This window comes from Corynebacterium senegalense, assembly GCF_900411315.1.
GTDB lineage: Bacteria > Actinomycetota > Actinomycetes > Mycobacteriales > Mycobacteriaceae > Corynebacterium > Corynebacterium senegalense.
The window spans coordinates 1,531,737-1,554,514 of sequence record NZ_LS990887.1; the positions used below are offsets into that span (position 1 = coordinate 1,531,737).

Below are 22,778 nucleotides of genomic sequence, written 5' to 3' on the forward strand. Positions count from 1 at the left end.
GGTGTGACGCACAACGCAGGCCGAAAGCGGCCGGCCCGGCCGGAGAACCGGAAAGGTCAGAGGACTCAGTATGACTAAGGAAATGACTAAGGAAGATATCGTCATTGTCGCCGTCGACGGCAGCCCCGCCTCCGAGAGGGCGGTGCGGTGGGCGGCCAACACCGCGACGAAGCGCGGGATCCCGCTTCGGCTCGCGGCCAGCTACACCATGCCGCAGTTTCTCTACGCCGAGGGAATGATGCCCCCGCAGGAGCTTTTCGACGACCTTCAGCGCGAAACCATCGCCAAGGTCGACGCAGCCCGGGAGATCGCCCTGGAGGTTGCCCCCGACCTGAAGATCGGCCACGCCGTCGCCGAGGGCTCCCCGATCGACATGCTCCTGGAGATGTCCAAGGACGCCACCATGATCGTCATGGGCTCCCGCGGCCTGGGCGGCCTGTCCGGCATGGTCCTTGGGTCCGTGTCGGGCGCCGTGGTCTCCCACGCCTCCTGCCCCGTCGTCGTGGTGCGCGAGGACAACTCGGTCACCGAGGAGAACAAGTACGGCCCCGTCGTGGTGGGCGTCGACGGCTCCGACGTGTCCAAGAAGGCCACCGCCGTGGCCTTCGAGGAGGCCGCCGCTCGCGGCGCCGAGCTCGTGGCCGTGCACACCTGGATGGACACCCAGGTGCAGGGCCCGGGCGCCGGCTTCACCGTCACGGACGACTACTGGGAGGCCGTCCAGCAGGAGAAGAGCGAGCTGCTCGACACCTACCTGGAGGAGTTCCGCGAGACTCACGGGGACGTGAAGGTGCGCAAGATCATAGCCCGCGACCGCCCCGTCCGCGCCCTGACCGAGGCCGCCGAAGGCGCGCAGCTGCTGGTCACCGGGTCGCACGGCCGCGGCGGCTTCAAAGGGATGCTGCTCGGCTCCACCTCGCGCGCCCTGCTGCAGTCGGCTCCGTGCCCGATGATGGTTGTCCGTCCGGAGAGCTAGGCAGGCCCCCGCAGCGAAACCGTTACCCGATTGGTGCGTGGGCGTTGTGGCAGAAACTTTCATTTTCCGGAATAATTGACTTGTAAAGACGTAAGCACATTTGGAAGGGAAATGAACTCATGACTCCTACTCTCGGTTTCATCGGCTGGATCGTTATCGGTGGCCTCGCTGGCTGGATCGCCTCGATGGTGATGAAGCGCGACGCCTCCATGGGCGTTCTTGCCAACATCATCGTCGGTATTATCGGCGGTTTCCTCGGTGGCTTCGTCCTCAACCTGTTCGGTGTGGATGTCGCCGGAGGAGGCATGATCTTCAGCTTCCTCACCTGCCTGTTGGGCGCTGTGATCCTGCTGTGGATCGTCAACCTCATCTCCTCGCGCAGGCGCTAAGCTCCGCGAGAACGCGAACCCTCGGTACCTCGGTGCCGGGGGTTTTCGCAGCCTCCGGGGTGCGGCGCGGGACCCGGTGTGGTGCGAACGAACCGGTTTGTCTATATTGAGTGGAGATGCCCAACCGCGTTGTGAGGGAGTGACTCTTCAAGTGGCCAACACCAGCTCGAGCCCGAGCAAGAAGAAGACGACGGCGCGACGCCGCAACCGGCCGAGCCCCCGCGACAGGCTTCTCGACGCCGCAACCAAGCTCTTCACGGAGGAGGGCATCCGCGTCATCGGCATCGACCGCATCCTCCGGGAGGCGGACGTGGCCAAGGCCTCCCTCTACTCGCTGCTCGGCTCCAAGGACAACCTCGTCATCGCCTACCTGGAGCGCCTGGACACGGAATACCGGAAGCGGTGGGAGGAGCGCGTCGCCGGGTTGAGCGAGATTGACGACAAAGTCCTCGCCTTCTTCGACATGGCCATCGACGAGGAACCCGCCAAGGACTTCCGCGGCTCCCCCTTCTTCAACGCCGCGAACGAGTACCCGCGCCCCGAGACGGAATCCGAGGCGCGCATCGTGGAAACCTGCCTGAACCACCGCGCCTGGATGCACGCCACGATGGCGGACCTGCTGCGCCGCAAGAACGGCTACGACTCCAAGGGAGAGGCCAACCAGCTGCTCATCTTCCTCGACGGCGGCCTCGCGGGCGCCCGCTTCGTGCGCGACGTCTCCCCGCTCGAGACGGCCCGGGCGCTGGCCGTGGACCTGCTGGGCGAGCCGCCCTCCGACTACTCCATCTGAGCCTTCTTCTCCGCGCGCCGCTGGGCTGCCTCGGCCCTGTCGCGGCGGTTGGCCTCCTTGCGGGCTGCGCCACGCTGGCGCGCCAGCTCCTTCTTCTCCGCCTTCTCCTCGGCGCGGAGCCGCTTTTCCTCCGCCTTCTCCTGGGCCAGCTCGCGGCGAACGGCCGGCAGCGTCGTGGGGTGCAGCAGCGCCGAGGCGCGACGCCGGCGGCGCGAGCGCTTCTTCTCCTTCGCGCCGCGCCGCTGCGCGAAGCGGGTCTCGCGCGACGTGAGGATGTGCTCCCGCGCGTCCTCGTCGAGGGGGTGCACTCGCACGAGGAGCGACCACAGCACGGCCGTCTGCGCCAGCGTCCACAGGTTGCCTGTGAACCAGTAGAGCAGCAGCGCCACCGGAACCTTGCCCGTCAGGCCCGCCATCCCGATTATCAGGGGAACCAACGGAACGATCAGCCAGACGAAACGGTAGATGCGGCGGGCGGCCTTGTTGTCCCACTCCAGTGTCGAACGCGTCCGAATCTGCGAGAGGATCAGGTTGAACGTGGTGAAGAAGACGGCGCAGGCGAGCATCGGGAGGGCGACCGAGCGGACGTCGTCAAGCGTCGTGCCGAGGTGCGCGAACTGCTCCGGCGTCATGGAGACGTAGGCGGGCAGCGGGACCCCGAAGAAGGAGGCCTGCTGGAAGGACGTGACCTCGTCGGGGGAGAGAAGACCCAGCGAGTGGCCGAGGGCGCTCTCGGGCACGGCCATCCACAGCAGGAGACGGTAGAGGCCCAGGAAGAACGGCAGCTGCAGCAGCGCGGGAAAGCAGCCGGCGAAGGGGTTGTAGCGGTGCTCCTTGTGCACCTGGCGGCGCGCCTCCTCGTGCTTCTTCACGCCCTCCGGCGTCGTGTCCGAGCCGAACTCCCGCTCGATGGCGGCGAGCTTCGGGCGCATGATCACCACGAGGCGGCTCGTCTTGTAGCTCAGCCAGGTCAGCGGGGCGATGAACGCGCGGATCGTCACCACCAGCAGGGTCACGGCGCCCACCCAGGCGGGCGAGTTGGCAACGTCGAAGACGCCGCTCAGCAGCCAGTGCCAGAACTTCATCACCGCCGAGACGGGGTAGACAAAGGCTTCGATCATGCGCGCGTACCACCTGTTTCTTCGTCCTTGTGACTGCGTTAATGTTAGGCCATGCGTCCCGCCCCGCCCAGACCCGCCGACACCCGGGTCTCACCGGGCCAGGTGTTCGGCGAAATCCTCCTCACGCTCGGGGTGCTCCCACTGCTCTTCGCCTTCTACGAGTCATACTGGGCGAACCTCCACTCGCGCGGCTTGCAGAAGCACGCCCAGGACGTGCTCGAGCAGCAGTGAGCCAACCCGCGCGCAGCGGTTAACCCCGCGCTCGGCGACGCCTTCGCCCGGATGTACATCCCCGCCTTCGGTGCGGACTACCAGTTCGCCATCATCGAGGGCGTCGACGAGGAGGAGCTGCTCGCCGGCCCCGGCCGCTACCCCGACACCCAGCTTCCGGGGGAGCCGGGGAACTTCGCCGTCGCGGGGCACCGGGTGGGCAAGGGCGCGCCCTTCAACGACCTCGGCCGCCTCTCGCCCTGCGACGCCATCGTGGTGGAGACCTGCGAGCAGTGGGTGACCTACCGCGTGCTGCCGATGTCGGACGACCCCGCGCAGCGCGCCGCCGAAGCTGCGCCCTGCCTGGGCGGCGAGCAGGCAGAGCGGGTCGCGGCGGGCGACTACGCCGGCGTGCTCGGCCAGCACATCACCCTGCCGGAGGACATCAACGTGATCAACCCGCTGCCCGGCTCCCACGACACGGAGGCCGACCCGGGCATGGAGGCGCTCATGACGCTGACCACCTGCCACTCGCAGTTCTCCAACGCGGAGCGGATGATCATCCACGCGGTGCGCACGGAGGGCAACGACAAAACCGCGGGCGCCCCGCCCGGCGGGCCGGTGCTCAAGGGGGTGATCGCGGCGGTGCTGCTGATCGCCGTGTTCCTCTTTCTCATGGAGGTCGTGTTCCCCTGGGTGTCCTCGCTGATGCCCTACAACGACGTCGTGGTGTAGCGCGGGGCCGGGGGAGTCCAGGCCGCGAGGGCGTCGAGAAGCGCCTCGGGCTCGTCGGCGAGGACGAGCGCGTCACGGTCAGCCTGCCGGATGAAGCCCTCGGCGACCATGTGCTCGACCATCTCGACGAACGGCGCCCAGAAACGCGCCCCGAGCAGGCCGATCGGCCTGCGGTGCAGCCCGAGCTGCTGGGTGGTCCACTCCTCGAAGAGCTCGTCGAGGGTGCCGGACCCGCCGGGCAGGGCGACCACGGCGTCGCTCAGCTCGCTCATCCGCGCCTTGCGCTGCGCCAGGGTGTCCACCAGCTCGAGGCGCGTCAGGCCCTCGAACTTCAGCTCGAAGCCCGCCAGGTGCCGGGTGAGCACGCCTATCGACGCCCCACCCGCGCCCACCGCGGCCCGGGCGACCCGACCCATCACCCCGACCCGGCTGCCGCCGTAGACCAGGGTGATGCCGCGCCGCGCCAGGACAGTTCCGAAGGCCTCGGCGAGCTCGAGGTTGGCGGGGTTGGTGCCCGGGCTCGCCCCCGCGTAGACCGCCACGGTGCCCAGCTCGCGGGGGAGCAGCGCCGGGAATACCGCGCCGGCGAGGAGGGGAGCTAGCTGGGCGGCGCCGGGGGCGGCGGGGTGGATCCAGGCGATCTCGGCGATCTCCGCCGCGGCGCGCGCGTGGGCGGCCTCGGGCCCGGTGTGGGCGAAGACGGCGGCGCGGACGCTGTGGCCGGGCTCGTTCGCGGCGGGGGCGGTGAAGGTGCCCAGGGCCCGCAGCGACGCCGGGTCGAGGTCCACCCCGACCTCCTCGCACACCTCCCTGACCGCGGCCTGCGCCGGCGTCTCGCCGGGCTCGAACTTCCCGCCCGGCAGCTGGAAGCGGGGCGTCGAGTGCTTGCGCACACAGAGCACCTCGCCTTCCCGGTTGCGCAGCACAACGGCGGCGACGTGGATCGTGGAGGACGCGGCGGGCTCAGTCATCACAGGCCCAGGGTAGCGATAACCTGCTCGGCCACCACCTGAGCCTTGACGGATTCCTGCTGGTCGCTCCACACCGACACCGCGACCGGGCGCTTCGCCACGGAATACACCGCCCCCTCGGCGCCGCCGCGGCCCCCGTTCCACCCGGCGGGCTGGGAGGCAGGGTTCGTCGTGGCGACGGGCGCGGCCCAGTCCACCACGGCCATCGCCTCCTCCGGGGTGGGCATGTGCCGCACCAGCACCGTCAGCTGCGGCTGCTCGCCGTAGGACCAGAACTGGCAGGCGGGGGTGTCGAACTTGTCGTCCACCCCCACGCGGGTCACGCGCTGCCCGTTCGCCTCGGCGAGCCACTGCGCCACCAGGTAGGGGCACGCCTCGGCCGGAGCGGGAGCCGGTTCCGGGGCTGTGTCGGGGGCTGTTTCGGGGGCGGCCGTGCACCCCGCGAGCAGGAGCGCGGCCGCGGCGAGGGCCGTCGGTAGGGTAATGCGCATGAGCTCAAGACTAGTGATGCTGGAGCAGCCCTCCCCGGAGGTGCCGGACAACAAGGCGCTGGACATCGGCATCACCGTGTTGAGCGTCTCGCTGCTGCTCATCTCCCTGGGCGCGCTGATCGGCATGCCCCTGAACCTCGCGTTGCTGCACATCGTGCTGGTCTCGGTGTTTTCCTTCCTCCTGTTCTACGGGATGGTGGAGATGTACCGCTGGGGCCGGGTTGGCCAGTCCCTGTGGCTGATGACGCTCACGAGCCTGTGGGTGGCGGACTCGCTGATCACCCCGGTCGCGGTGTACTGGGTGTTCATCCTCTTCTTCGTCTACCTGCGCGCCTTCAACAACTGGGTGGGGCTGATGTGGGTGGCCCTCGGCCTGGGCATCTCCATCGGCATCCAGATCCCGAGCGGGCTGTCCCTCGGCGCGATCGTCGGCCCGATCCTGTCCGCGCTCGTGGTGGTCGCCTCCAACTACGCCTTCACGACGATCGCGCGGGTGAGCAGGGAGCGCGAGCAGCTTATCGACGAGCTCCTGGCCACCCGGAAGCAGCTCGCCGAGACGGAGAGGGAGGCGGGTGTTTCCCAGGAGCGCGAGCGCCTCGCCCACGAGATCCACGACACCGTCGCCCAGGGGCTGTCCAGCATCCAGATGCTGCTGCACGCCGCCGAGCGCGACCTGGACGCGACGGGCCTGGACGGCGAGGCGCTGGCGGCGCCGAAGAGGAGGATGGAGACGGCGCGCCGGGCGGCGTCGAATAGCCTGGCGGAGACCCGGGCGATGATTGCGGCGCTGACCCCGGCGCCGCTGAAGGAGAACTCCCTGGGTGAGGCGCTGCACCGCATCGCGGCGGACTTCGGCGAGGCCAGCGGGATGGTCATCGAGGTGGAGACGGACGGGGAGGCGACGCAGCTGCAGATGCGCGCCGAGGCCGGGCTGCTGCGCATCGCGCAGGGGGCGGTGTCCAACGCCGTGCAGCACTCGGGCGCCGGGCGGGTGCGGGTGACGCTGACCTACAACCCGGGGGAGGTGCGCCTCGACGTAGTGGACAACGGCCGCGGCTTCGACGTCGCCGCCCAGGGCGCGCAGCCGACGGGCCTGGGGCACCTGGGGCTGGACGCGATGCGCACGCGCGCGGCGGAGCTGGGCGGGGAGCTGGTGGTCGAATCCGCCCCCGGCGGGCCGACCGCCGTTTCCGTCGCTCTGCCGGGTAATATCAACCGAAAGGAGGAGGAGACATGATTCGGGTTTTGCTGGCCGACGACCACGAGATCGTCCGGCTCGGGCTGCGCGCCGTGCTGGAGGAGGCCGAGGACATCATGGTCGTGGGGGAGGTGGCCACGGCGGAGGGCGCGATCTCGACGGCCCGTGCCGGCGGCATCGACGTCATCCTCATGGACCTCCGCTTCGGCGCGGGCCCGGAGGGCACCCGCGTGACCACGGGCGCCGAGGCCACCGCCGAGATCCGCCGCTCCATGGAGCACCCGCCGAAGGTGCTGGTGGTGACCAACTACGACACGGACGCGGACATCCTCGGCGCCATCGAAGCCGGCGCGGTGGGCTACCTGCTCAAGGACGCCCCGCCGGAGGAGCTGCTCGCCGCGGTGCGCTCCTGCGCGAAGGGCGACCCGGCGCTGAGCCCCGGGGTGAAGAACCGGCTGGAAACGCGCGACCGCGCCCCCCGCTCCTCGCTCACCCCTCGCGAGCTGGAGGTCCTCCAGCTGGTGGCAGGCGGCGCCTCGAACCGGGAGATCGGCCAGGAGCTCATGCTCTCTGAGGCGACGGTGAAGTCCCACCTCGTGCACATCTACGACAAGCTTGGCGTGCGCTCCCGCACGTCGGCTGTGGCCTCGGCGCGGGAGCAGGGTGTTCTCTAGGACCCCTTAGCTGCGGGTCTTCTCCTGGATCTCGGCGGCGACCTCGTCGATCTCCCGGCCGATGGAGTTGTGCGCGAGGCGCTGCTGCTCCTGGTTCATGTGCTCGGCGTTGCGCACTGCCTTGGACAGCTCGTCGAGGCGGACGTCGAGGTCCTTGCGGTAGCTCGTGCTCAGCGAGTCGTTGTGTGCGGCGTTGTCCCGGATCGCCTCCACGCGGGCCTTGAGCTCTGCGCCGCGGCCGGAGTAGCGGGCCAGATCCTGGGTGGTCAGGCCGAGCGAGCTGGCGCGGTTCTGGATGCGCTGCTGCTGGTACGAGGTCATCGCGCGGTAGGCCAGCGGGGCCAGCACGGGGATGAGGATGCGCGCCGCGCCGACCCAGTTCTTCGCTTTCTTCTTGGTCAGGCCGGTCTGCTCGATGCGCTTGAGGTGGGCCTCGGCGAGCTGCTTTTCGTGCTTGCGCTTGCGCTTGAGCCCCTTCTTCTCCTCTTTCAGCAGGCGCTTCTCCGCCTTGTCCATCAGCTCGGCGGTGCGGCGGTCGTTCTTCGCCTGCTCCTTCGCCGCCTGGCGGGCACGGGTCTGGGCTGCCTTAATCTCGGCCTTGGTCTTGGCGCGGGACTTGCGGATCGTCTCGATGACTCCCATGGTGGTCTTTCCTCCGGGTCTGTTTCGTTGCTGTTCGTTGTTGCTGCACCACTTTACCCGCAGGGAGGCGATAGGCTGGGGGCGTCGTGAGCACCGCCGCTGAATTCCCCTTCCTGGTACGCGCGTCCGATCTCGTCGGGTGCCGCTACCGGCTTCGCCAACGCCTCGCCCACCCGGATGTGCCCCAGCTGCCCGACGCGGTGGCCCGCCAGCCGCAGATCGACGCCGCACGGGCGGCGGTGTTCTCCTCCCTCCCCGTCAGGCGCGCGCTTGGCGACGGCAGCTCCCGCCGCTTCCTCCGAATCGATCTCGACCCCGCCCTGCCCGAGGCCGCGGAGCTGGAGACCCGCGCCGCGATGGGACGGGGAGCGGACCTGATCACCAACGCGGTGCTCAGCGGTGAGGTGGCCGGGGTAAGGGTCGTGGCGGAGATCGACATCCTCGCCCGCGCGGAGGGCGGCTACCTGCCGGTGATGATCTCCAACCACCGCGTCGCAAGGGCGGCGGAGGTCGCGCCGGGCGCGGGCGCGCGGTTCATCCACACCGGCCGGCTCGGCTTGGGCGCGGTCGTGGAGGCGCGGGCGCGGCTGCGCCACCACACCGTCGACGGCTACCGCCTGGCCCTGGCGCACGTGCTGCTCGGGGAGCGCTCGGCGGGTCTCGGCGGGGTCATCGGCCAGGACCGGGAGCGCGCCTACCTAGTCAATCCCGAGCGCTACGTTGCCCCTCTGTTCGCCGCGCTCGTCGCCCCCACCCCGGAGGAACCGCGGCGGCTGAAGCAGTGCGCCTCCTGCCGCTTCTGGCCGCTGTGCGAGCCGCGGCTGCGCGAGCTCGATGAGATTTCCCTGCTCCTGCCGGGCGGGCGCGCCGACGCCTACCGGGAGCGCGGCATCGCCACGGTGCAGCAGCTCATCGACGCCAACCTCGGCGAGCCCTCGCGGGTGGCGCAGGCCTGGCGCGAGGGCATCCCGGTGCTCAAGCGGCGCGGTGCGGCTGCGGTGCCCCGGGCCGACGTGGAGGTGGACGTGGACATGGAGGCCTACCTCGACCAGGGCGCCTACCTGTGGGGCGCCTTCGACGGGGAGACGTACCGGCCCTTCGTGGTGTGGGAGGACGTCGGCGGGGCTGCCGAGGAGGAGAACTTCGCGGCGTTCTGGTCGTGGCTCATGGGGGTGCGCGACGCGGCCCGGGCGGAGGGCCGGACGTTCCGGGCCTACTGCTACGCCGCAGGCGGCGAGAACCACTGGCTGAAGTCCTCGGCGAAGCGCTTCGGGGCTGTGTCCCTGGAGGAGGTGCAGCGCTTCATCGCCTCGGAGGAGTGGGTGGATGTATTCGCCTACGCGCGGCGCCACCTCGTGGGCACGGACGGGCTGGGGCTGAAGGTGCTTGGGCCGGTGGCGGGGTTCGAGTGGGAGGACGACGACGTCGACGGGGAGCGCTCCGTTGCTCTGCGCCTGGCGGCGCGCCGCGGCGACGAGGCGGCCCGGGAGACGCTGCTGCGCTACAACGAGGACGACTGCCGCGGCACCCGCGCGGTGCGGGACTTCCTGGACGCCGGCGCGCCGGGCGTGCCGGAGATCTAGCGCTTCCGGTGTTTCTCGGCCACCGCCAGCGCGGCGGCGACGGCGACGAGGAGGGCGAGCAGGCCGGCCAGCGCCACCATGAACCCGCTCCAGGGCAAAGCCTCGAAGGCGGAGCCGGTCGCGGCGCCGAGGATCGACGAGCCCATGTAATAGCAGAACACGTACAGCGAGGAGGCCTCGGCGCGGTCGCGGTCGGGGATGTGGCCGACCCAGCCGGACGCGGTGGAGTGCATGGCGAAGAAGCTGGCGGTGAACACCAGCATGCCGGCCAGGGCCACCCAGAGGTTGGGGCTGGCGGTGACGAGCACGCCGACGAGCATGAGTGTCGCCGAGGCGAGCACGACTCGGCCGCGGCCGAAGCGGGACACGTAGGTGCCGGCCCGGGCGGAGGACCAGGTGCCGGAGAGGTACATGACGAAGACGAGGCCGGCCAGGGCGGGCGGCAGGCCGAAGTGGTCGATGGCGCGGTAGCCGAAGTAGTTGTACAGCGAGACGAACACGCCCATGCCCACGAAGGCGGTGGCGTACAGGCCCAGCAGGGGCGGGTTGCGCAGGTGGCGGGCCACGGCGCGGAACTCGTTGCTGAGCCGGATGCTCTCCTTGGGGGTGAAGTGGCGCTGCTTTGGCAGCAGCAGCGTGACCGCCACGGCCAGGGCCAGGGCGAACGCGGCGGTGGCGAAGAGCGCCCAGCGCCAGGAGGCGAACTCCAGGGTCGCGGCGGGGATGAGCCTGCCCGTCAGCCCGCCTATCGACGTCCCCGAAATGTACAGGCCCATCGCCCCCGCCAGGTCGCGCTCGTCGAGCTCCTCGGACAGCCACGCCATCGCGGTGGCGGGCGTGCCCGCGATCATCGCGCCCTGCAGGGCGCGCAGGGCGATGAGCTGGCCGGGCGTCTGCGCGAGGGGCAGAACGAGGCCGATGAGGGTGGCGGCCAGCGCCGAGATGATGATGATCCGCCCGCGGCCGTACTTCTCGGAGAGGATGGAGAAGGGCACGACGAACAGGGCGAGCGCGCCAGTGGCGGCGGAGACGGTCAGCGCCGCGGTGGGCGGGGGGATGCGCAGCTCGTCGGTGAGCGTGGGCAGAAGCGCCTGGGTGGCGTACAGCGAGTTGAAGATGGCCAGACCCACCGCCAGCATGGCCAGCTGCGCGCGGCGGAACTCCACCGTGCCTTTTCGGATGCGTTTTTCGTCGCTCATCTCCACCCTTTCGCCTCGTCGCGCCACGCAAAAAGCGAGGCCCCCGTCGCCGGAGAGCCCCGCCTGGTGCGAGTTACGCGCGCTTACTTGGACGCTGCCGCGAGGCGCTCGTTGACGTCCTCCCAGTTAACAACGTTCCAGAAAGCCTTGGCGTAGTCGGCCTTCACGTTCTTGTACTGCAGGTAGTAGGCGTGCTCCCACATGTCGAGCATGAGCAGCGGGGTGAAGTCGACGGAGATGTTGCCCTGCTGGTCCGTCATCTGCTGGACGATGAGGCGGCCGGCGATGTGGTCGTAGCCGAGGACAGCCCAGCCGGAGCCCTGCAGGGAGGTGGCCACACCCTCGAAGTGGGCCTGGAACTTCTCGAAGGAGCCGAAGTCGCGGTCGATCGCGGCGGCGATCTCGCCGGTCGGGGCGCCGCCACCGTTCGGGCTCATGTTCTTCCAGAAGATGGAGTGGTTGGTGTGGCCGCCCAGGTTAAAGGCCAGGTTCTTGGACAGGGCGCGCAGCTTGTCCGGGTTGGCCTCGCCGTTGCGCTCCGCCTCAAGGGCCTCGAGGGCGGCGTTGGCGCCCTTAACGTAGGTGGCGTGGTGCTTGTCGTGGTGCAGCTCCATGATCTCGGCCGAGATGTGCGGCTCGAGGGCATCGTAAGCGTAGGGAAGGTCGGGAAGCTCGTAAACAGCCATGACACTCATCCTTTCATCGGGATTTTGTTGAACGGGCCCCATCATAGACCGATTTGCGATTCCTGCAACGACGTTAGTTTCGGTGGGGGAAGTACGTTGCGACGGGAATATTCCGGGCCTCCCGCGCGTTTACAGCGGTATGGGATTTCTTTTCGGACGCACGCCAGAGCTTGTCGACGCCACCAGCGCCCTCCCCGGACGCCCCACGCCCGTCCTGGCCGACCCGCGCCCCCACGCGGTCCTCGACACCCCGATCACGGGGCCGTGGCGCGAGGGGCAGAAGCGGCTGCTCATCGGGCTGGGCTGCTTCTGGGGCGTCGAGAAGCTCTACTGGCAGATCGACGGCGTGGAGTCGACCTCCGTCGGCTACGGCGGCGGCATCACCGAGAACCCGACGTACCGCGAGGTGTGCTCAGGCGCGACGAACCACGTCGAGCTGGTCGAGGTGGTCTACGACCCGGAGAAGGTCAGCCTGAAGGAACTCGTGCGCGTCGGGCTCGAGGCGCACGACCCGACCCAGGGCTTCCGCCAGGGCAACGACGTGGGCACCCAGTACCGCTCCGCCTTCTACACCGACACCGAGGAGGAGGCCGAGCAGATCCGCGGCTGGATCGCCGAGTACGGCCGCCAGCTCCGCGAGGCCGGCTACGGGGAAATCACCACCGAGGTGCGCGCCGGGGCGGACTACTACCTCGCCGAGGACGAGCACCAGCAGTACCTGCACAAGGTGCCCGGCGGCTACTGCCCGCACCACTCGACGGGCATCGCCTGCGGGATCTGATGGGGCTGGCTGGTACCGGCTAGTAGCTGTACTTCGTGCGCCGCCCGCTCGCCGGGCGGCGCAGCTTCGTCGCGTCGCGGTGGATCCACAGGCTGATGCGGTGCAGGGTGGCGGGGGAGAAGTCCGAGCCCATCACCGCCGCCCAGTAGGACACCGTCTCGTCGTGGTAGTTGTGCCCGTGCGGGGAGGGGCAGTTCTGCGAGGTCAGCTGGTCGATGCCCACCTGCCAGAACGTGATGAAGGGCGCCCAGCGCATCGTGTCCGGCACGTCGAGGTGCTGGGCCGCAGGCGCCGGCACCCCGCGGGAGCCGGGCTCCTTCAGCCAGTCCGGGATGCGCCAGGCCAGCGACCAGTCCCACCACACCACCGGGTCGGAGGCGTGCTGGGCGAACACGGCGCGCGGGGACTCCCACTCGTGGGCGTAGGGCGCGCCCCTGTAGTCGTGGGCGAGGTGGTCGGCGGTGGCGCAGAAGCGGACGTTGCGCCCGCCATCAATGAGCGGGAGACGCTGCGGGCTGCCGACGTCGCGGTGGCGCGTCAGCTCGCCGTGGATGCGGGCGAAGCCGGGCGTTCCGGTGAACACCGCGCCGGTGATGCCGGTGAGGAAGTCGTCGATGCTGTCGAAGGCGTCGGAGACCCCGTAGGCGCCGAGGGACTCCCCGCCGACGTAGAGGGAGGGGCGGGTCTCGGGGGGAAGTGTGTCGAGGCGGGCGCGGATGGCGTCGAGAAGCATGCGCGCGGAGCGCGTCGGGGACTCGCGGTCGGCCAGGTACGAGTAGGCCGAGGGCAGGTAGGAGTACTGGAGGGCGACGATCGCGGTGTCGCCGCGGCCGATGAACTCGAAGCCGGAGGTGTGGAAGTCGTTGATCCAGCCGGTGCCCGCCGCGGACATCACCGCCAGGTGGGCGCGGTTCCACGCGCCGGTGCGGTCGAGCTCGGCGAGCGCCAGGCGCACCATGTCCTCGGTGGTGCGGCCCTCGCCCAGGCCGATGAAGATGCGGATGGGTTCGCGGGCGGGGTGGGCGTCGTCAAGCAGCAGCTCGATGTCGCGCCGCCGCGGGCCCCCGGCGACCACCGCGCGGCCCTGCCGGCCCATCGTCTCCCATGGCTCCAGCGAGGCGGGCGAGCCCGACCGCTCCGGCTCGCCCGGGCGCGGCGCGCCGAGCATGAACTCGCGGTCCAGCATCTCCGCGTTGCGGTAGACGCGGGAGAGGAAGTTGCGCAGCACGACACGGTCGGTGAACAGCAGCGACGCCGCGCCCACCCCGGCCACCGCCAGCGGCCACGAGGTCGGCGGCGGGAGGCGCCTGCCCAGCAGGAGGTTGAACAGGTCCACGCTCACCTGCAGCGCCTCCCCCACGGCGAGGATGGCGCCGTAGCCGAGGGTGCCCGCCGTGATCCCGCCGAGGGACTTGGCCAGACCGAACTCCTCGACGCCGCCAACCATCTGCACCTGCGCCGCATGGCGACGCCTCGCCAGCGCGTACGTCCCCACCGTCACCGCGCTCAGCCCCAGATGGAGCGCCGTGTTCGCGCCGCGCGTCCAGCGGGGCGCGTCCTGCAGCCGGGCGACGCGGCGAACGCCCCTGCTCAGCTCGCCAACCGCCGCTCCGACCAGGTGCCCGGCGCCCTGGCAGATGGCCACGTTGGACGCCACCACCCACCAGTTGTGCGGCAGGAGCGAGGGCGAGATCGCCCCCCACGTGGCCACCTCCGCCCCGACCACGCCCGCGCCGAAGTTCGCCGGCAGGCGCCGCAGCCCGCCCATGCGGATCACCGGGGTGAGGTCGGCCCACACCTCCACCGCCGCGAGAGGCACGGCGAAGAGCCCGTGCCGGCTGAAGGTGTAGCGCCTGCGCGCCTTGACCACCGCCTGCCGCGGGCGGGCCGCAAACGGGCGCAGTGAGCGAAACCCAGCCAAGGACATGCAGCCCATTGTTACAAACGGGGCCCGTCCGCGCAGGGTTAATTCCAGCGGTCGCGGAAGCCGCGAAGTGGTTGTAGGTTATGCAGACGTGACGACACTGCTGGGTAGCAACGAGGGCAGCAACGCAGGCAACGGCAAGACGGGATCGCGCACCGGGACAAAGATCGTCGCTCACCGGGGCGCGTCGGGGCTCTACCCCGAGCTCACCTTCGCGGCTTTTGACGCCGCACTGCGGATGGACATCCACGGCATCGAGTGCGACGTGCGGCTCACCCGCGACGGCAAGGTCGTCGTCTTCCACGACCCGGTGCTGGGGCGCACCTCCGACGGCGCCGGGCGCGTCTCGGCCACCGACTACGCGGACCTGCGCCGGCTCAACGTTGGCACCGCGGAGAACCCGCAGCGCATCATGCGCCTCGAGGAGCTGCTCGAGCTCATGCAGGACTACCCGGACAAGCACATCTACATCGAGACGAAGCACCCCACCCGCTACGGCCCGGAGATCGACGAGCAGACCCTGCGCCTGCTCGCCTACGCGGGGCTGCGCCACTCGGAGCGCGTCCACCTCATCTCCTTCTCCCACCGCGCCATGCGCTACTTCACCCACTTCGCCCCCGAGCTCGAGACGTACTACCTGTTCCGCCTCCGAGAGAAGAAGTGGAACCGGGGCAACTGCATGCTCTCGCGCCCCTACGGCGTGGGGCCGGCGCTGAGCCACCTGCGGGCGCGCCGCCAGCTGCTCGGCTTCAAGGGCCTGAAGACGTACACCTGGACGGTCAACGACCCGAAGGACATGCTCTGGTGCCGAGACAACGGCGTCGACGTGTTCGCCACCGACATGCCGCACATCGCCGTGGAGACCTTCGCGCGCGCGGACGTGGGCGGCAGCACCCTCCGGTAACATGTGGCCCCATGGCCAAGAAGAACCGCAAGAAGCAGGATGACCTGCCCGAAGGCATGAGCCGCCGCCAGGCGAAGCTCGCCGCCCGCGCCGCCGAGCGCGAAGCATTCCAGAAAGACCCGCGCCCCTTCGGCGGGCTCGCCGCCGAGACCGATCTCATCGCGCTGCAGGAGTTCGTTCCCTCCGCGGTCGCCCAGTTCGAGATCAACGGCGAAACGGTCAACGTCGCCACCGTGCTGCCGGGCGCCGGGGCGGCGCTCGTGCGCGGCGAGGCCGAGGGCGGCGAGCGCTTCGTGGCGCTCCAGGTCGCCTCGCACTCACAGAACCCGGGCCGCGACCTCGCCTACGCGATCAACTGGGTGCTCAACGCCGCGCCGGGCGAGACCCTCCAGTCCACGGTCGCCGACGGCAGCCAGCCCGAGCTTTCCTCGCTTATCGACGCCACCGCGACGCCCACCATTACCGAGCACCAGGACTTCTCCTGGTGGTTCCCGGCCGGTGCGCAGATCCCGGCTGAGGTGCAGCAGGCCCTCGCCCGCGCCAACGACGCCGTCATCCCCTCCGTGCAGGTCCGCGCCGACGTGCCCGGGTCCGTCTGGTGGGTCAACCCTGGCGGCGGCAAGGCCCACATCCGCTGGGTCCGCCCGGAGGACAACGAGAACCAGATGCTAGCCGCCCTCGCCCGCATCGCCGCCCGCGGCGGCCTCCACCTCGGGGAGGGCACCAAGTTCGCCGGCGCCTTCCGCACCCACGGCGTCGTCGTGCCCGTGTGGGACCTCGACCCGTCCGTCGAGCCGGATTCCTACGCCGATGCCCTCGCGGCCCTGAACAAGTACATCGAGACCGAGTACGCCAGCGACGCCCAGCTCAGCGCCGACGAGCGCAAGCAGCTGGACAACATCAAGTCCCGGCAGGTGACGATCTAGCCGTACACCTTCTCGCCCGCCACCCAGGTCTGCCACGTGATCGGCATGCCGGGGCGGTAGGCCAGGTTGATGGCGTTGGCGGCGTCGAGCACGTGCAGGTCGGCGGCCGCGCCGGGCACCAGGGTGCCCTTGGCGGGTCGGCCCTGCGGGTCCCTGCCGGAACCGACGTTGTGGCGTCGCAAAGCCTTTGCCCCGCCGGTGGTCGCGGCGGCGATTGCCTCGTCGAGGGTGAGGTGCTGCTGCAGCACCGCGGTGGTGACGCAGAAGTTCATCGAGCTGGTGAACGAGGTGCCCGGGTTGAGGTTGGAGGCGATGGCGACGGTCGCGCCGGCGTCGATGAGCGTGCGCGCGGGCGCGAGGTCCTGGCGGGTGGACAGGTCGCAGGCCGGCAGGATCGTGGCCACGGTGTCGGAGCCGGCGAGCAGCTCGACATCCTCCGGGGAGAGGTAGTTGACGTGGTCAACGCTGGCGGCGCCCATCTCCACCGCAAGGCGCACGCCGGGGCCCTCGCCGAGCTGGTTGCCGTGCACGCGCACGCCCAGGCCCGCGGCTTTTCCCGCCTCCAGGACGCGGCGCGACTGCTCCTCGTTGAAGGCACCGCGCTCGCAGAACACGTCGATCCACTGCACGTGGTCCTTCACCGCCTCCAGCATCGGGCCGACGACCTCGCCGACGTAGGCTTCTGCGTCCGCCCCCGGGGGCACGAGGTGGGCGCCCAGGAAGGTCACGTCGTCGACGTGGTCGGCGGCGACGCGGGCAGCCTCCGCCTCGGAAGCGACGTCCAGGCCGTAGCCGGTCTTCGTCTCGAACGTCGTGGTGCCACCGGCGTGACCTGCGGCGACGCGCTCGGCGACGAGCTGGTGGAGGCGCTCCGTGGAGGCCGAGCGGGTCGCCTCCATCGTCACGGCGATGCCGCCGGCGGCGTAGGACTGCCCCGCCATGCGGGCCTCGAACTCGGCGGCGCGGTCGCCGTCGAAGACCATGTGGGTGTGCGAGTCCACCCAGCCGGGCAGCACGGCGCGCCCGCCCAGGTCGACCGTTTCCTCCGCGCCGGACGGGGCCTCGGCGGCCGGGCCGACCCACTCGATAACGCCGCCGTCCATCAGGAGGGCCGCGTCTTTGATGGTGCCGAGCTCGGAGACGGCGCGCAGCTCGGAGATGCCGGTCAAAAGGGTGCTCATGGGTGCCTTTCTACCTGGGGTGCGGGGAGGGGGCGTCGATAAGCGGCTAGTCGCGCGCCGTGAACTCCATCGGGATGCGCACGCCGCGCTCCTTCGCCACCTCGTAGGCGCGGGAGTAGCCGGCGTCGACGTGGCGGATCACGCCCATGCCCGGGTCGTTGGTGAGAACGGCCTTGAGCTTCGCCTCGGCGAGCTCGGTGCCGTCGGCCACCGTGACCTGGCCGGTGTGGATGGAGCGGCCCATGCCCACGCCGCCGCCGTGGTGGATGGACACCCAGGTCGCACCGCCGGAGACGGCGGTCATGGCGTTGAGCAGCGGCCAGTCGGCAACGGCGTCGGTGCCGTCGAGCATGGACTCGGTCTCGCGGTAGGGCGAGGCCACCGAACCGGAGTCGAGGTGGTCGCGGCCGATGACGATCGGCGCCTTCACCTTGCCCTCCTTGACCAGGTTGTTGAAGATCACGCCGGCCTTGGCACGCTCGCCGTAGCCGAGCCAGCAGATGCGGGCGGGCAGGCCCTCGAACTCGACGTACTCCTCGGCGGCGTCGAGCCAGTGGTGCAGGTGCTCGTTGTCCGGGAAGGCCTCCTTGATGGCCTGGTCGGTGACCTTGATGTCCTCCGGGTCGCCGGACAGTGCCACCCAGCGGAAGGGGCCGAGGCCCTCGCAGAACAGCGGGCGGATGTAGGCGGGCACGAAGCCGGGGAACTCGAAGGCGCGGGTGTAGCCGGCCTTGCGGGCCTCGTCGCGGATCGAGTTGCCGTAGTCGAAGACCTCGGCGCCCTCGTCCTGGAACTCGACCATCGCCTGGACCTGCGCGGCCATCGCCTCGCGGGCCTTCTTGGTGAAGGTGACCGGGTCGGCGGCGGCCTCGGTGTGCCACTCCTCGACGGTGATCTCGGTGGGCAGGTAGGACAGCGGGTCGTGCGCGGAGGTCTGGTCCGTGACGATGTCCACGGTCAGCTCGCCCGCGCGGTGGCGGCGCAGCATCTCCGGGAAGACCTCGGCGGCGTTGCCGACCAGGCCCACGGACAGCGCCTTCTTCTGCTCCTTGGCCTCGGTGACGAGGCGGATGGCCTCGTCGAGGTCGGTGGTCACCTCGTCGAGGTAACGCTTCGCTTGACGACGCTTCAGGCGCGTCTCGTCGACATCGACGATGAGGCAGGCGCCGCCGTTGAGCGTCACCGACAGCGGCTGGGCGCCGCCCATGCCGCCGCAGCCGCCCGTCAGGGTGAGCGTGCCGGCCAGCGTGCCGCCGAAGCGCTTCTTGGACACGGCGTAGAAGGTCTCGAAGGTGCCCTGCAGGATGCCCTGGGTGGCGATGTAGATCCAGGAGCCGGCCGTCATCTGGCCGTACATCATCAGGCCCTCGTCCTCGAGCTTGCGGAAGTGCTCCCAGTTGGCCCAGTCGCCGACCAGGTTGGAGTTTGCGATGAGCACGCGCGGCGCCCACTCGTTGGTCTTCCACACGCCGACGGGCTTGCCGGACTGGACCAGCAGGGTCTCGTCGGCCTCGAGGTCCTTGAGCGTTTCGATGATCGCGTCGAAGGCCTCCCAGCTGCGGGCGGCGCGGCCGGTGCCGCCGTAGACCACGAGGGTGTCGGGGTGCTCGGCGACCTCGGGGTCGAGGTTGTTCTGCAGCATGCGCAGCGGCGCCTCGGTCTGCCAGGACTTGGCGGAAATCTCGGTGCCGCGGGGCGCGCGGACCTCGCGGGCGCCGTCGGCCCAGTTCTTCTCGGTCATGGTGTCGTTCCTTTTCTGTGCGGTGTACCCCGCGCTGCGGGCCGGTTTCCCGGGGCTGTCCCCGTCAACGGTGGGCTGCGTTTCGTTCAGCGCCGATGGTAACGGGCACCACATTCCGGACAAGGAAAAAAAGAGACCGGGTGTCTCACATGCGAGACACCCGGCTGTCGTTGCTGCTTAGCGTAGGTTTCCGACCTTCGCTTCAACCGCCTTCAGGAAGGAACCGTCCTGCACGAGCGCCACGGCGTGCTCGATCTCCGGCGAAAGGAAGCGGTCCGTGCCCGGACCCTCGACCACGCCGCGCAGCACGTCGATGACGGCCTGCGTGCCCGGGGCGGCGGCGCCCTCGCGCAGGTCGATCGCGCGGGCCGCGGTGAGCACCTCGATGGCCAGGACGCGCTGCAGGCCGTCGACGCTGCGGCGCAGCTTGCGGGCCGCAGACCAGCCGAGGGAGACGTGGTCCTCCTGCATCGCCGAGGAGGGGATCGAGTCGGCGGACGCGGGGTTCGCGTTACGCTTCAGCTCGCTGACGATGCCGGCCTGCGTGTACTGGGCGATCATGTGGCCGGAGTCCACGCCCGGATCGTCGGCGAGGAAGGCGTTGAGGCCGCGGTTGCGGGCCGGGTCGAGGAAGCGGTCGGTGCGGCGCTCGCTCATCGACGCCACATCAGCCACCACGATGGCGAGGAAGTCCAGCGCGTAGGCCACCGGCGCGCCGTGGAAGTTGCCGTTGGAGGACACGCGCCCGTCCTTGGTCACCACCGGGTTGTCCACTGCCGAGGCGAGCTCGCGGCCCGCCACCAGCTCGGCGTGCGCCAGCGTGTCGCGGAAACCGCCCGAGACTTGCGGGGCACAGCGCACCGAGTAGGCGTCCTGCACCTGCTTCTCCTTGAACTCCTCGGCGGCCGCGGCGAGGATCTCCGAACCTGCGGCGATGGAGCGGACGTTTGCCGCGGCGTCCGCCTGGCCCGGGTGGGGGCGCAGCTGCTGCAGGTCATCGGCGAAGACGGTCAGCGTGCCGGTCAGCCCCTCCACGGTCATGGCGGTGGCGATGTCGGCCACCTTGGCCGCTTGGCGCAGGTCCGTGATGGCCAGGCAGAGCTGTCCCAGCATGCCGTCGGTGCCGTTGATCAGGGCCAGGCCCTCCTTCTCCCGCAGCGTGAGCGGCTCGATGCCGGCTGCGGCCAGGGCGTCCGCGGAGGCGGTGATTTCGCCGCCGTTCACGCGCACCTCACCCTCGCCCAGCAGCGCGAGGGCGCAGTGGGCCAGGGGCGCCAGGTCGCCCGAGCAGCCCAGCGAGCCGTACTCGCGCACGACCGGGGTGATGCCCGCGTTGAGGACGTCCGCGTAGGTCTGCGCCACCACGGGGCGCACGCCGGTGCGGCCGGTGCACAGCGTGGACAAGCGAAGCAACATCAGCGCGCGGATGACCTCCTCCTCGACCTCCGGGCCGGACCCGGCGGCGTGGGAGCGCACCAGCGAAAGCTGCAGCTGGGCGCGCATCTCCTCGGGGATGTGGCGACGGGCGAGTGCGCCGAAGCCGGTAGAGATGCCGTACACGGGGGTCGGGTCGTTGGCGAGCTCCTCGACGCGCTGGCGGGTGGAGGCCACCTCGTCGAGGGCGGCCGGGTCGAGCTCCACGCGCGCACCGTGGCGGGCGACGGCGACGACCTCCTCGATGGTGAGCGCGCCGATGCCGACAGTGACGGTGGTGGGGTAGGTGGTGGTCATGGCTGTCCTTCTTTCGTGACGAATGCGTGCGTGACCGGAGCCCGGAGGGGGGCTCGGTCTCTTTCTACGCGCGACAGCCAGACTGGCTCTTATACACATCCGACGCTGCCGACGAGCCACTCTGTGGAGGACTAGGGGGCCGGCCGGGGCGTAAAAAACAAAAGCANAGTGTAGCGGGTGGGAGGGGTGGGCGCTACAAAGGCACACACATTTATGGGCCCTCCTTCAGAGCCCCCAGGAAGTGATCCAATTCTTCCAATACGTGCGGTGTGGATAGGGACTAAAGGAAAGTTTTCAAATCTCGATCGAGCATCGCCGCTAGATCTATGCACGCTTGGTGGCATTCTCGGGGATTGAGGCGGGTGTCGGTGCCAGTAATCGGTACCCCGCTCGGGGCGAAGGATTCGTGGTGGGCAATTCTGTTTCTGATCTGGCGTACAGGGAATACTTTCGTGTACACCCACTCACGGGTGAGGCCGCGATTATCGAATTCCGGATCTTGCTGGCGCGCAAGTTGCCGAGCTCCCGGGAATACGAGGTTTAATGCCTTTGCATCCCAGATCCTGTCGTGATCGGCCTTATTGAAGGGAGCGGGAAGCCCTGACGCGTCTCCCTTGTCCAGCATGTTTGTCCACGTGCGGAACATAGATGCAGCCACAACTCGGCCCCCCAATTTCTTGTTCCGCGGCGCGCTTCCATTGGTGTACCTCTTGGGGAGGCTGTCCCACGATTCGGAGATGTTCTCGCGGACCCGGTTGTCGAACCCCACTTCGACTCGCGCGTACCAATCGTCCCCGTACTTTTCTGTCAGGTAACGGTGGAGAGAATTGCGTAGCGCGACTTCGAGGTAGGAGATGTCTTGGAAGAGTTGTGCGCTGAGGCGGCGATCGAGTGCATAAAGCTCAAGGGCCTTCTCCTCACAATTCCAGGTGTTGTCCAAGTACGGTTTGAGCCGGTCGCTGGATATCCATTCAATATTGATCACTTAGATTCCCCTGCGTGGACGAGGTGTTGAAAAATCGGTCTCAATTGGGTATTGTTTCATTTGTAGTCCCCTCCCATTCAAAGTCACCCGTTCAGCGGACTGGCTGAGGAGGGGTTTTCTTTTTGCATGCCCGGCAGTCGGGGGTTAAGGGTTAAAAAACTTCCCCGCCACCCGCCGCGCCGCAGCCGCCAGACGGCCGACCACTTCGGCCCGCCCCGCCTCGTCGCGGCTGCCGGCCTCGAAGGTGGCGGCGAGGGCCGCGGCTGGCCTGCCGAGGTGGTCAACGAGTGCCACGGCAACGGACTCTTGCCCGCGCGAGACCTCCTCGACCTCGGCGTCCCACCCGCGCTCGCGGGCGAGCGCGAGCTGGGCCTTGACGGCGCGGAAGGCGCGCTGCTCGCCGGAGCCGGAGAACACGGCCTTGACCTCCGGGTCGGACAGATGTGCCACCAGGATGCGCCCGGATGCCGTCGATAAGGCGGGTAGGCGCACGCCGACCTCGGTGACGAGGGAGACCGCGCGCGGTGCGCGGGCCTCGTGGAGGTAGACGATTTCCGATCCCGCCAGCCGTGAGAGGTGGGTGGAGCCGCCGACGAAGGAGGCGATGGCCTCGAGGTCCTTCGCCGCGAGGCGGACCAGCGGCTGCTGCGTGGTGTAGGCCGAGGCGAGGCGGTAGGCGGCGAGTCCGAGCCCGTAGGTGCCCGGGCCGGGCAGGCGCACCACGTAGCCGGAGTCCTCGAGCTCCCGGAGGAGGTGGTAGGTGGTGGAGCGGGGCAGGTCCAGGGAGCGCTGGATGTGGCCGGCGGAGACGGGGGCGTCGGTGTCCGAGAGCAGGGTGAGCACGCGCAGGACGTTGTGGGCTGCGGGAACCTGGGGTTTCTTCACGCCCCCGTTTTTACCGGGTGATTGGCCCCGCGGGAGTCTCACATGCGAGACTGTC

General features: G+C 69.5%; 21 protein-coding genes and 1 pseudogene. 10 read left to right on the forward strand and 12 right to left on the reverse strand.

The genetic code is table 11. The annotated features are described in order from the left end of the window. Positions 1-82 precede the first annotated feature (82 nt). The 3 genes from DYZ02_RS07455 to DYZ02_RS07465 all read left to right on the forward strand — a co-directional run bounded on the left by DYZ02_RS07455 (position 83) and on the right by DYZ02_RS07465 (position 2,155). Positions 83-976: a universal stress protein gene (locus tag DYZ02_RS07455; protein ID WP_115685673.1), complete on the forward strand. Its 894-nt coding sequence runs from the start codon at positions 83-85 to the stop codon at positions 974-976. A 119-nt stretch (positions 977-1,095) separates the two neighbouring features. Beyond that, complete coding sequence (locus DYZ02_RS07460) at positions 1,096-1,365, forward strand: GlsB/YeaQ/YmgE family stress response membrane protein (RefSeq protein ID WP_115685674.1); 270 nt, start codon at positions 1,096-1,098, stop codon at positions 1,363-1,365. Positions 1,366-1,516: 151 nt separating this feature from the next. Beyond that, complete coding sequence (locus DYZ02_RS07465) at positions 1,517-2,155, forward strand: TetR/AcrR family transcriptional regulator (RefSeq protein ID WP_115685675.1); 639 nt, start codon at positions 1,517-1,519, stop codon at positions 2,153-2,155. Here DYZ02_RS07465 and yidC read toward each other — a convergent pair. Then, positions 2,143-3,276, reverse strand: coding sequence for a membrane protein insertase YidC (yidC, locus tag DYZ02_RS07470; protein WP_115685676.1), 1,134 nt, complete (start codon positions 3,274-3,276; stop codon positions 2,143-2,145). The genes DYZ02_RS07465 and yidC overlap by 13 nt on opposite strands. Positions 3,277-3,327: 51 nt before the next feature. Here yidC and DYZ02_RS07475 point away from each other — a divergent pair. Further along, positions 3,328-4,068: pseudogene (locus DYZ02_RS07475) on the forward strand (class E sortase); the annotation flags it as partial. Positions 4,069-4,199: 131 nt separating this feature from the next. On the opposite strand, the gene DYZ02_RS07480 reads toward DYZ02_RS07475, so the two are convergent. Further along, the gene (locus DYZ02_RS07480; protein ID WP_115685677.1) at positions 4,200-5,192 is read right to left on the reverse strand and encodes a TIGR00730 family Rossman fold protein; all 993 of its coding nucleotides are present in this window, start codon (positions 5,190-5,192) and stop codon (positions 4,200-4,202) included. Beyond that, the gene (locus DYZ02_RS07485) at positions 5,192-5,683 is read right to left on the reverse strand and encodes a DUF2020 domain-containing protein (protein WP_115685678.1); all 492 of its coding nucleotides are present in this window, start codon (positions 5,681-5,683) and stop codon (positions 5,192-5,194) included. The genes DYZ02_RS07480 and DYZ02_RS07485 overlap by 1 nt, the downstream gene beginning before the upstream one ends. Between DYZ02_RS07485 and DYZ02_RS07490 the strand changes: the two genes are divergently transcribed. Both DYZ02_RS07490 and DYZ02_RS07495 read left to right on the forward strand, forming a co-directional pair. Further along, complete coding sequence (locus DYZ02_RS07490; protein ID WP_115686421.1) at positions 5,682-6,920, forward strand: sensor histidine kinase; 1,239 nt, start codon at positions 5,682-5,684, stop codon at positions 6,918-6,920. The genes DYZ02_RS07485 and DYZ02_RS07490 overlap by 2 nt on opposite strands. After that, positions 6,917-7,555: a response regulator gene (locus tag DYZ02_RS07495; protein ID WP_115685679.1), complete on the forward strand. Its 639-nt coding sequence runs from the start codon at positions 6,917-6,919 to the stop codon at positions 7,553-7,555. Before DYZ02_RS07490 ends, DYZ02_RS07495 begins: the two co-directional genes overlap by 4 nt. Before the next feature lie 6 nt (positions 7,556-7,561). On the opposite strand, the gene DYZ02_RS07500 is transcribed toward DYZ02_RS07495, so the two are convergent. Then, positions 7,562-8,197: a DUF6474 family protein gene (locus tag DYZ02_RS07500; RefSeq protein WP_115685680.1), complete on the reverse strand. Its 636-nt coding sequence runs from the start codon at positions 8,195-8,197 to the stop codon at positions 7,562-7,564. Positions 8,198-8,283: 86 nt separating this feature from the next. Here DYZ02_RS07500 and DYZ02_RS07505 point away from each other — a divergent pair, with 86 nt between their 5' ends. Then, complete coding sequence (locus DYZ02_RS07505; RefSeq protein WP_181896923.1) at positions 8,284-9,780, forward strand: TM0106 family RecB-like putative nuclease; 1,497 nt, start codon at positions 8,284-8,286, stop codon at positions 9,778-9,780. Here the strand turns inward: DYZ02_RS07505 and DYZ02_RS07510 are convergent. After that, positions 9,777-10,979 carry an MFS transporter gene (locus DYZ02_RS07510; protein WP_245945710.1) on the reverse strand — a complete coding sequence of 401 codons (1,203 nt, stop codon included), beginning with the start codon at positions 10,977-10,979 and terminating at the stop codon, positions 9,777-9,779. The two genes, DYZ02_RS07505 and DYZ02_RS07510, sit on opposite strands and share 4 nt — an antisense overlap. Before the next feature lie 83 nt (positions 10,980-11,062). Beyond that, positions 11,063-11,665, reverse strand: a complete 603-nt coding sequence (locus DYZ02_RS07515; RefSeq protein WP_115685681.1) for a superoxide dismutase — start codon at positions 11,663-11,665, stop codon at positions 11,063-11,065. Between the two features lie 139 nt (positions 11,666-11,804). On the opposite strand from DYZ02_RS07515, the gene msrA reads away from it, so the two are divergent. Further along, positions 11,805-12,446 (forward strand): peptide-methionine (S)-S-oxide reductase MsrA, encoded by a 642-nt coding sequence (gene msrA, locus DYZ02_RS07520; protein ID WP_115685682.1) that lies wholly within the window; start codon positions 11,805-11,807, stop codon positions 12,444-12,446. A gap of 19 nt (positions 12,447-12,465) precedes the next feature. Here the strand turns inward: msrA and DYZ02_RS07525 are convergent, their stop codons facing one another. After that, positions 12,466-14,373: an alpha/beta-hydrolase family protein gene (locus tag DYZ02_RS07525; protein ID WP_115685683.1), complete on the reverse strand. Its 1,908-nt coding sequence runs from the start codon at positions 14,371-14,373 to the stop codon at positions 12,466-12,468. A gap of 88 nt (positions 14,374-14,461) precedes the next feature. Between DYZ02_RS07525 and DYZ02_RS07530 the strand changes: the two genes are divergently transcribed. Both DYZ02_RS07530 and DYZ02_RS07535 read left to right on the forward strand, forming a co-directional pair. Next, the gene (locus tag DYZ02_RS07530) at positions 14,462-15,274 is read left to right on the forward strand and encodes a glycerophosphodiester phosphodiesterase (RefSeq protein ID WP_425451012.1); all 813 of its coding nucleotides are present in this window, start codon (positions 14,462-14,464) and stop codon (positions 15,272-15,274) included. Positions 15,275-15,285: 11 nt separating this feature from the next. After that, positions 15,286-16,200, forward strand: coding sequence for a DUF5926 family protein (locus tag DYZ02_RS07535; protein ID WP_115685685.1), 915 nt, complete (start codon positions 15,286-15,288; stop codon positions 16,198-16,200). Here the strand turns inward: DYZ02_RS07535 and hutI are convergent. The 5 genes from hutI to DYZ02_RS07560 form a co-directional block, all read right to left on the reverse strand. Continuing rightward, positions 16,197-17,381 (reverse strand): imidazolonepropionase, encoded by a 1,185-nt coding sequence (gene hutI / locus DYZ02_RS07540; RefSeq protein ID WP_115685686.1) that lies wholly within the window; start codon positions 17,379-17,381, stop codon positions 16,197-16,199. The two genes, DYZ02_RS07535 and hutI, sit on opposite strands and share 4 nt — an antisense overlap. A 46-nt stretch (positions 17,382-17,427) precedes the next feature. After that, positions 17,428-19,122: a urocanate hydratase gene (locus DYZ02_RS07545; RefSeq protein ID WP_115685687.1), complete on the reverse strand. Its 1,695-nt coding sequence runs from the start codon at positions 19,120-19,122 to the stop codon at positions 17,428-17,430. Between the two features lie 177 nt (positions 19,123-19,299). After that, complete coding sequence (gene hutH, locus DYZ02_RS07550) at positions 19,300-20,853, reverse strand: histidine ammonia-lyase (RefSeq protein WP_115685688.1); 1,554 nt, start codon at positions 20,851-20,853, stop codon at positions 19,300-19,302. 280 nt (positions 20,854-21,133) lie between these two features. Beyond that, complete coding sequence (locus DYZ02_RS07555) at positions 21,134-21,838, reverse strand: Abi family protein (RefSeq protein ID WP_115685689.1); 705 nt, start codon at positions 21,836-21,838, stop codon at positions 21,134-21,136. Positions 21,839-21,982: 144 nt separating this feature from the next. Then, positions 21,983-22,723 carry an IclR family transcriptional regulator gene (locus DYZ02_RS07560; protein WP_115685690.1) on the reverse strand — a complete coding sequence of 247 codons (741 nt, stop codon included), beginning with the start codon at positions 22,721-22,723 and terminating at the stop codon, positions 21,983-21,985. Positions 22,724-22,778: the final 55 nt, after the last annotated feature.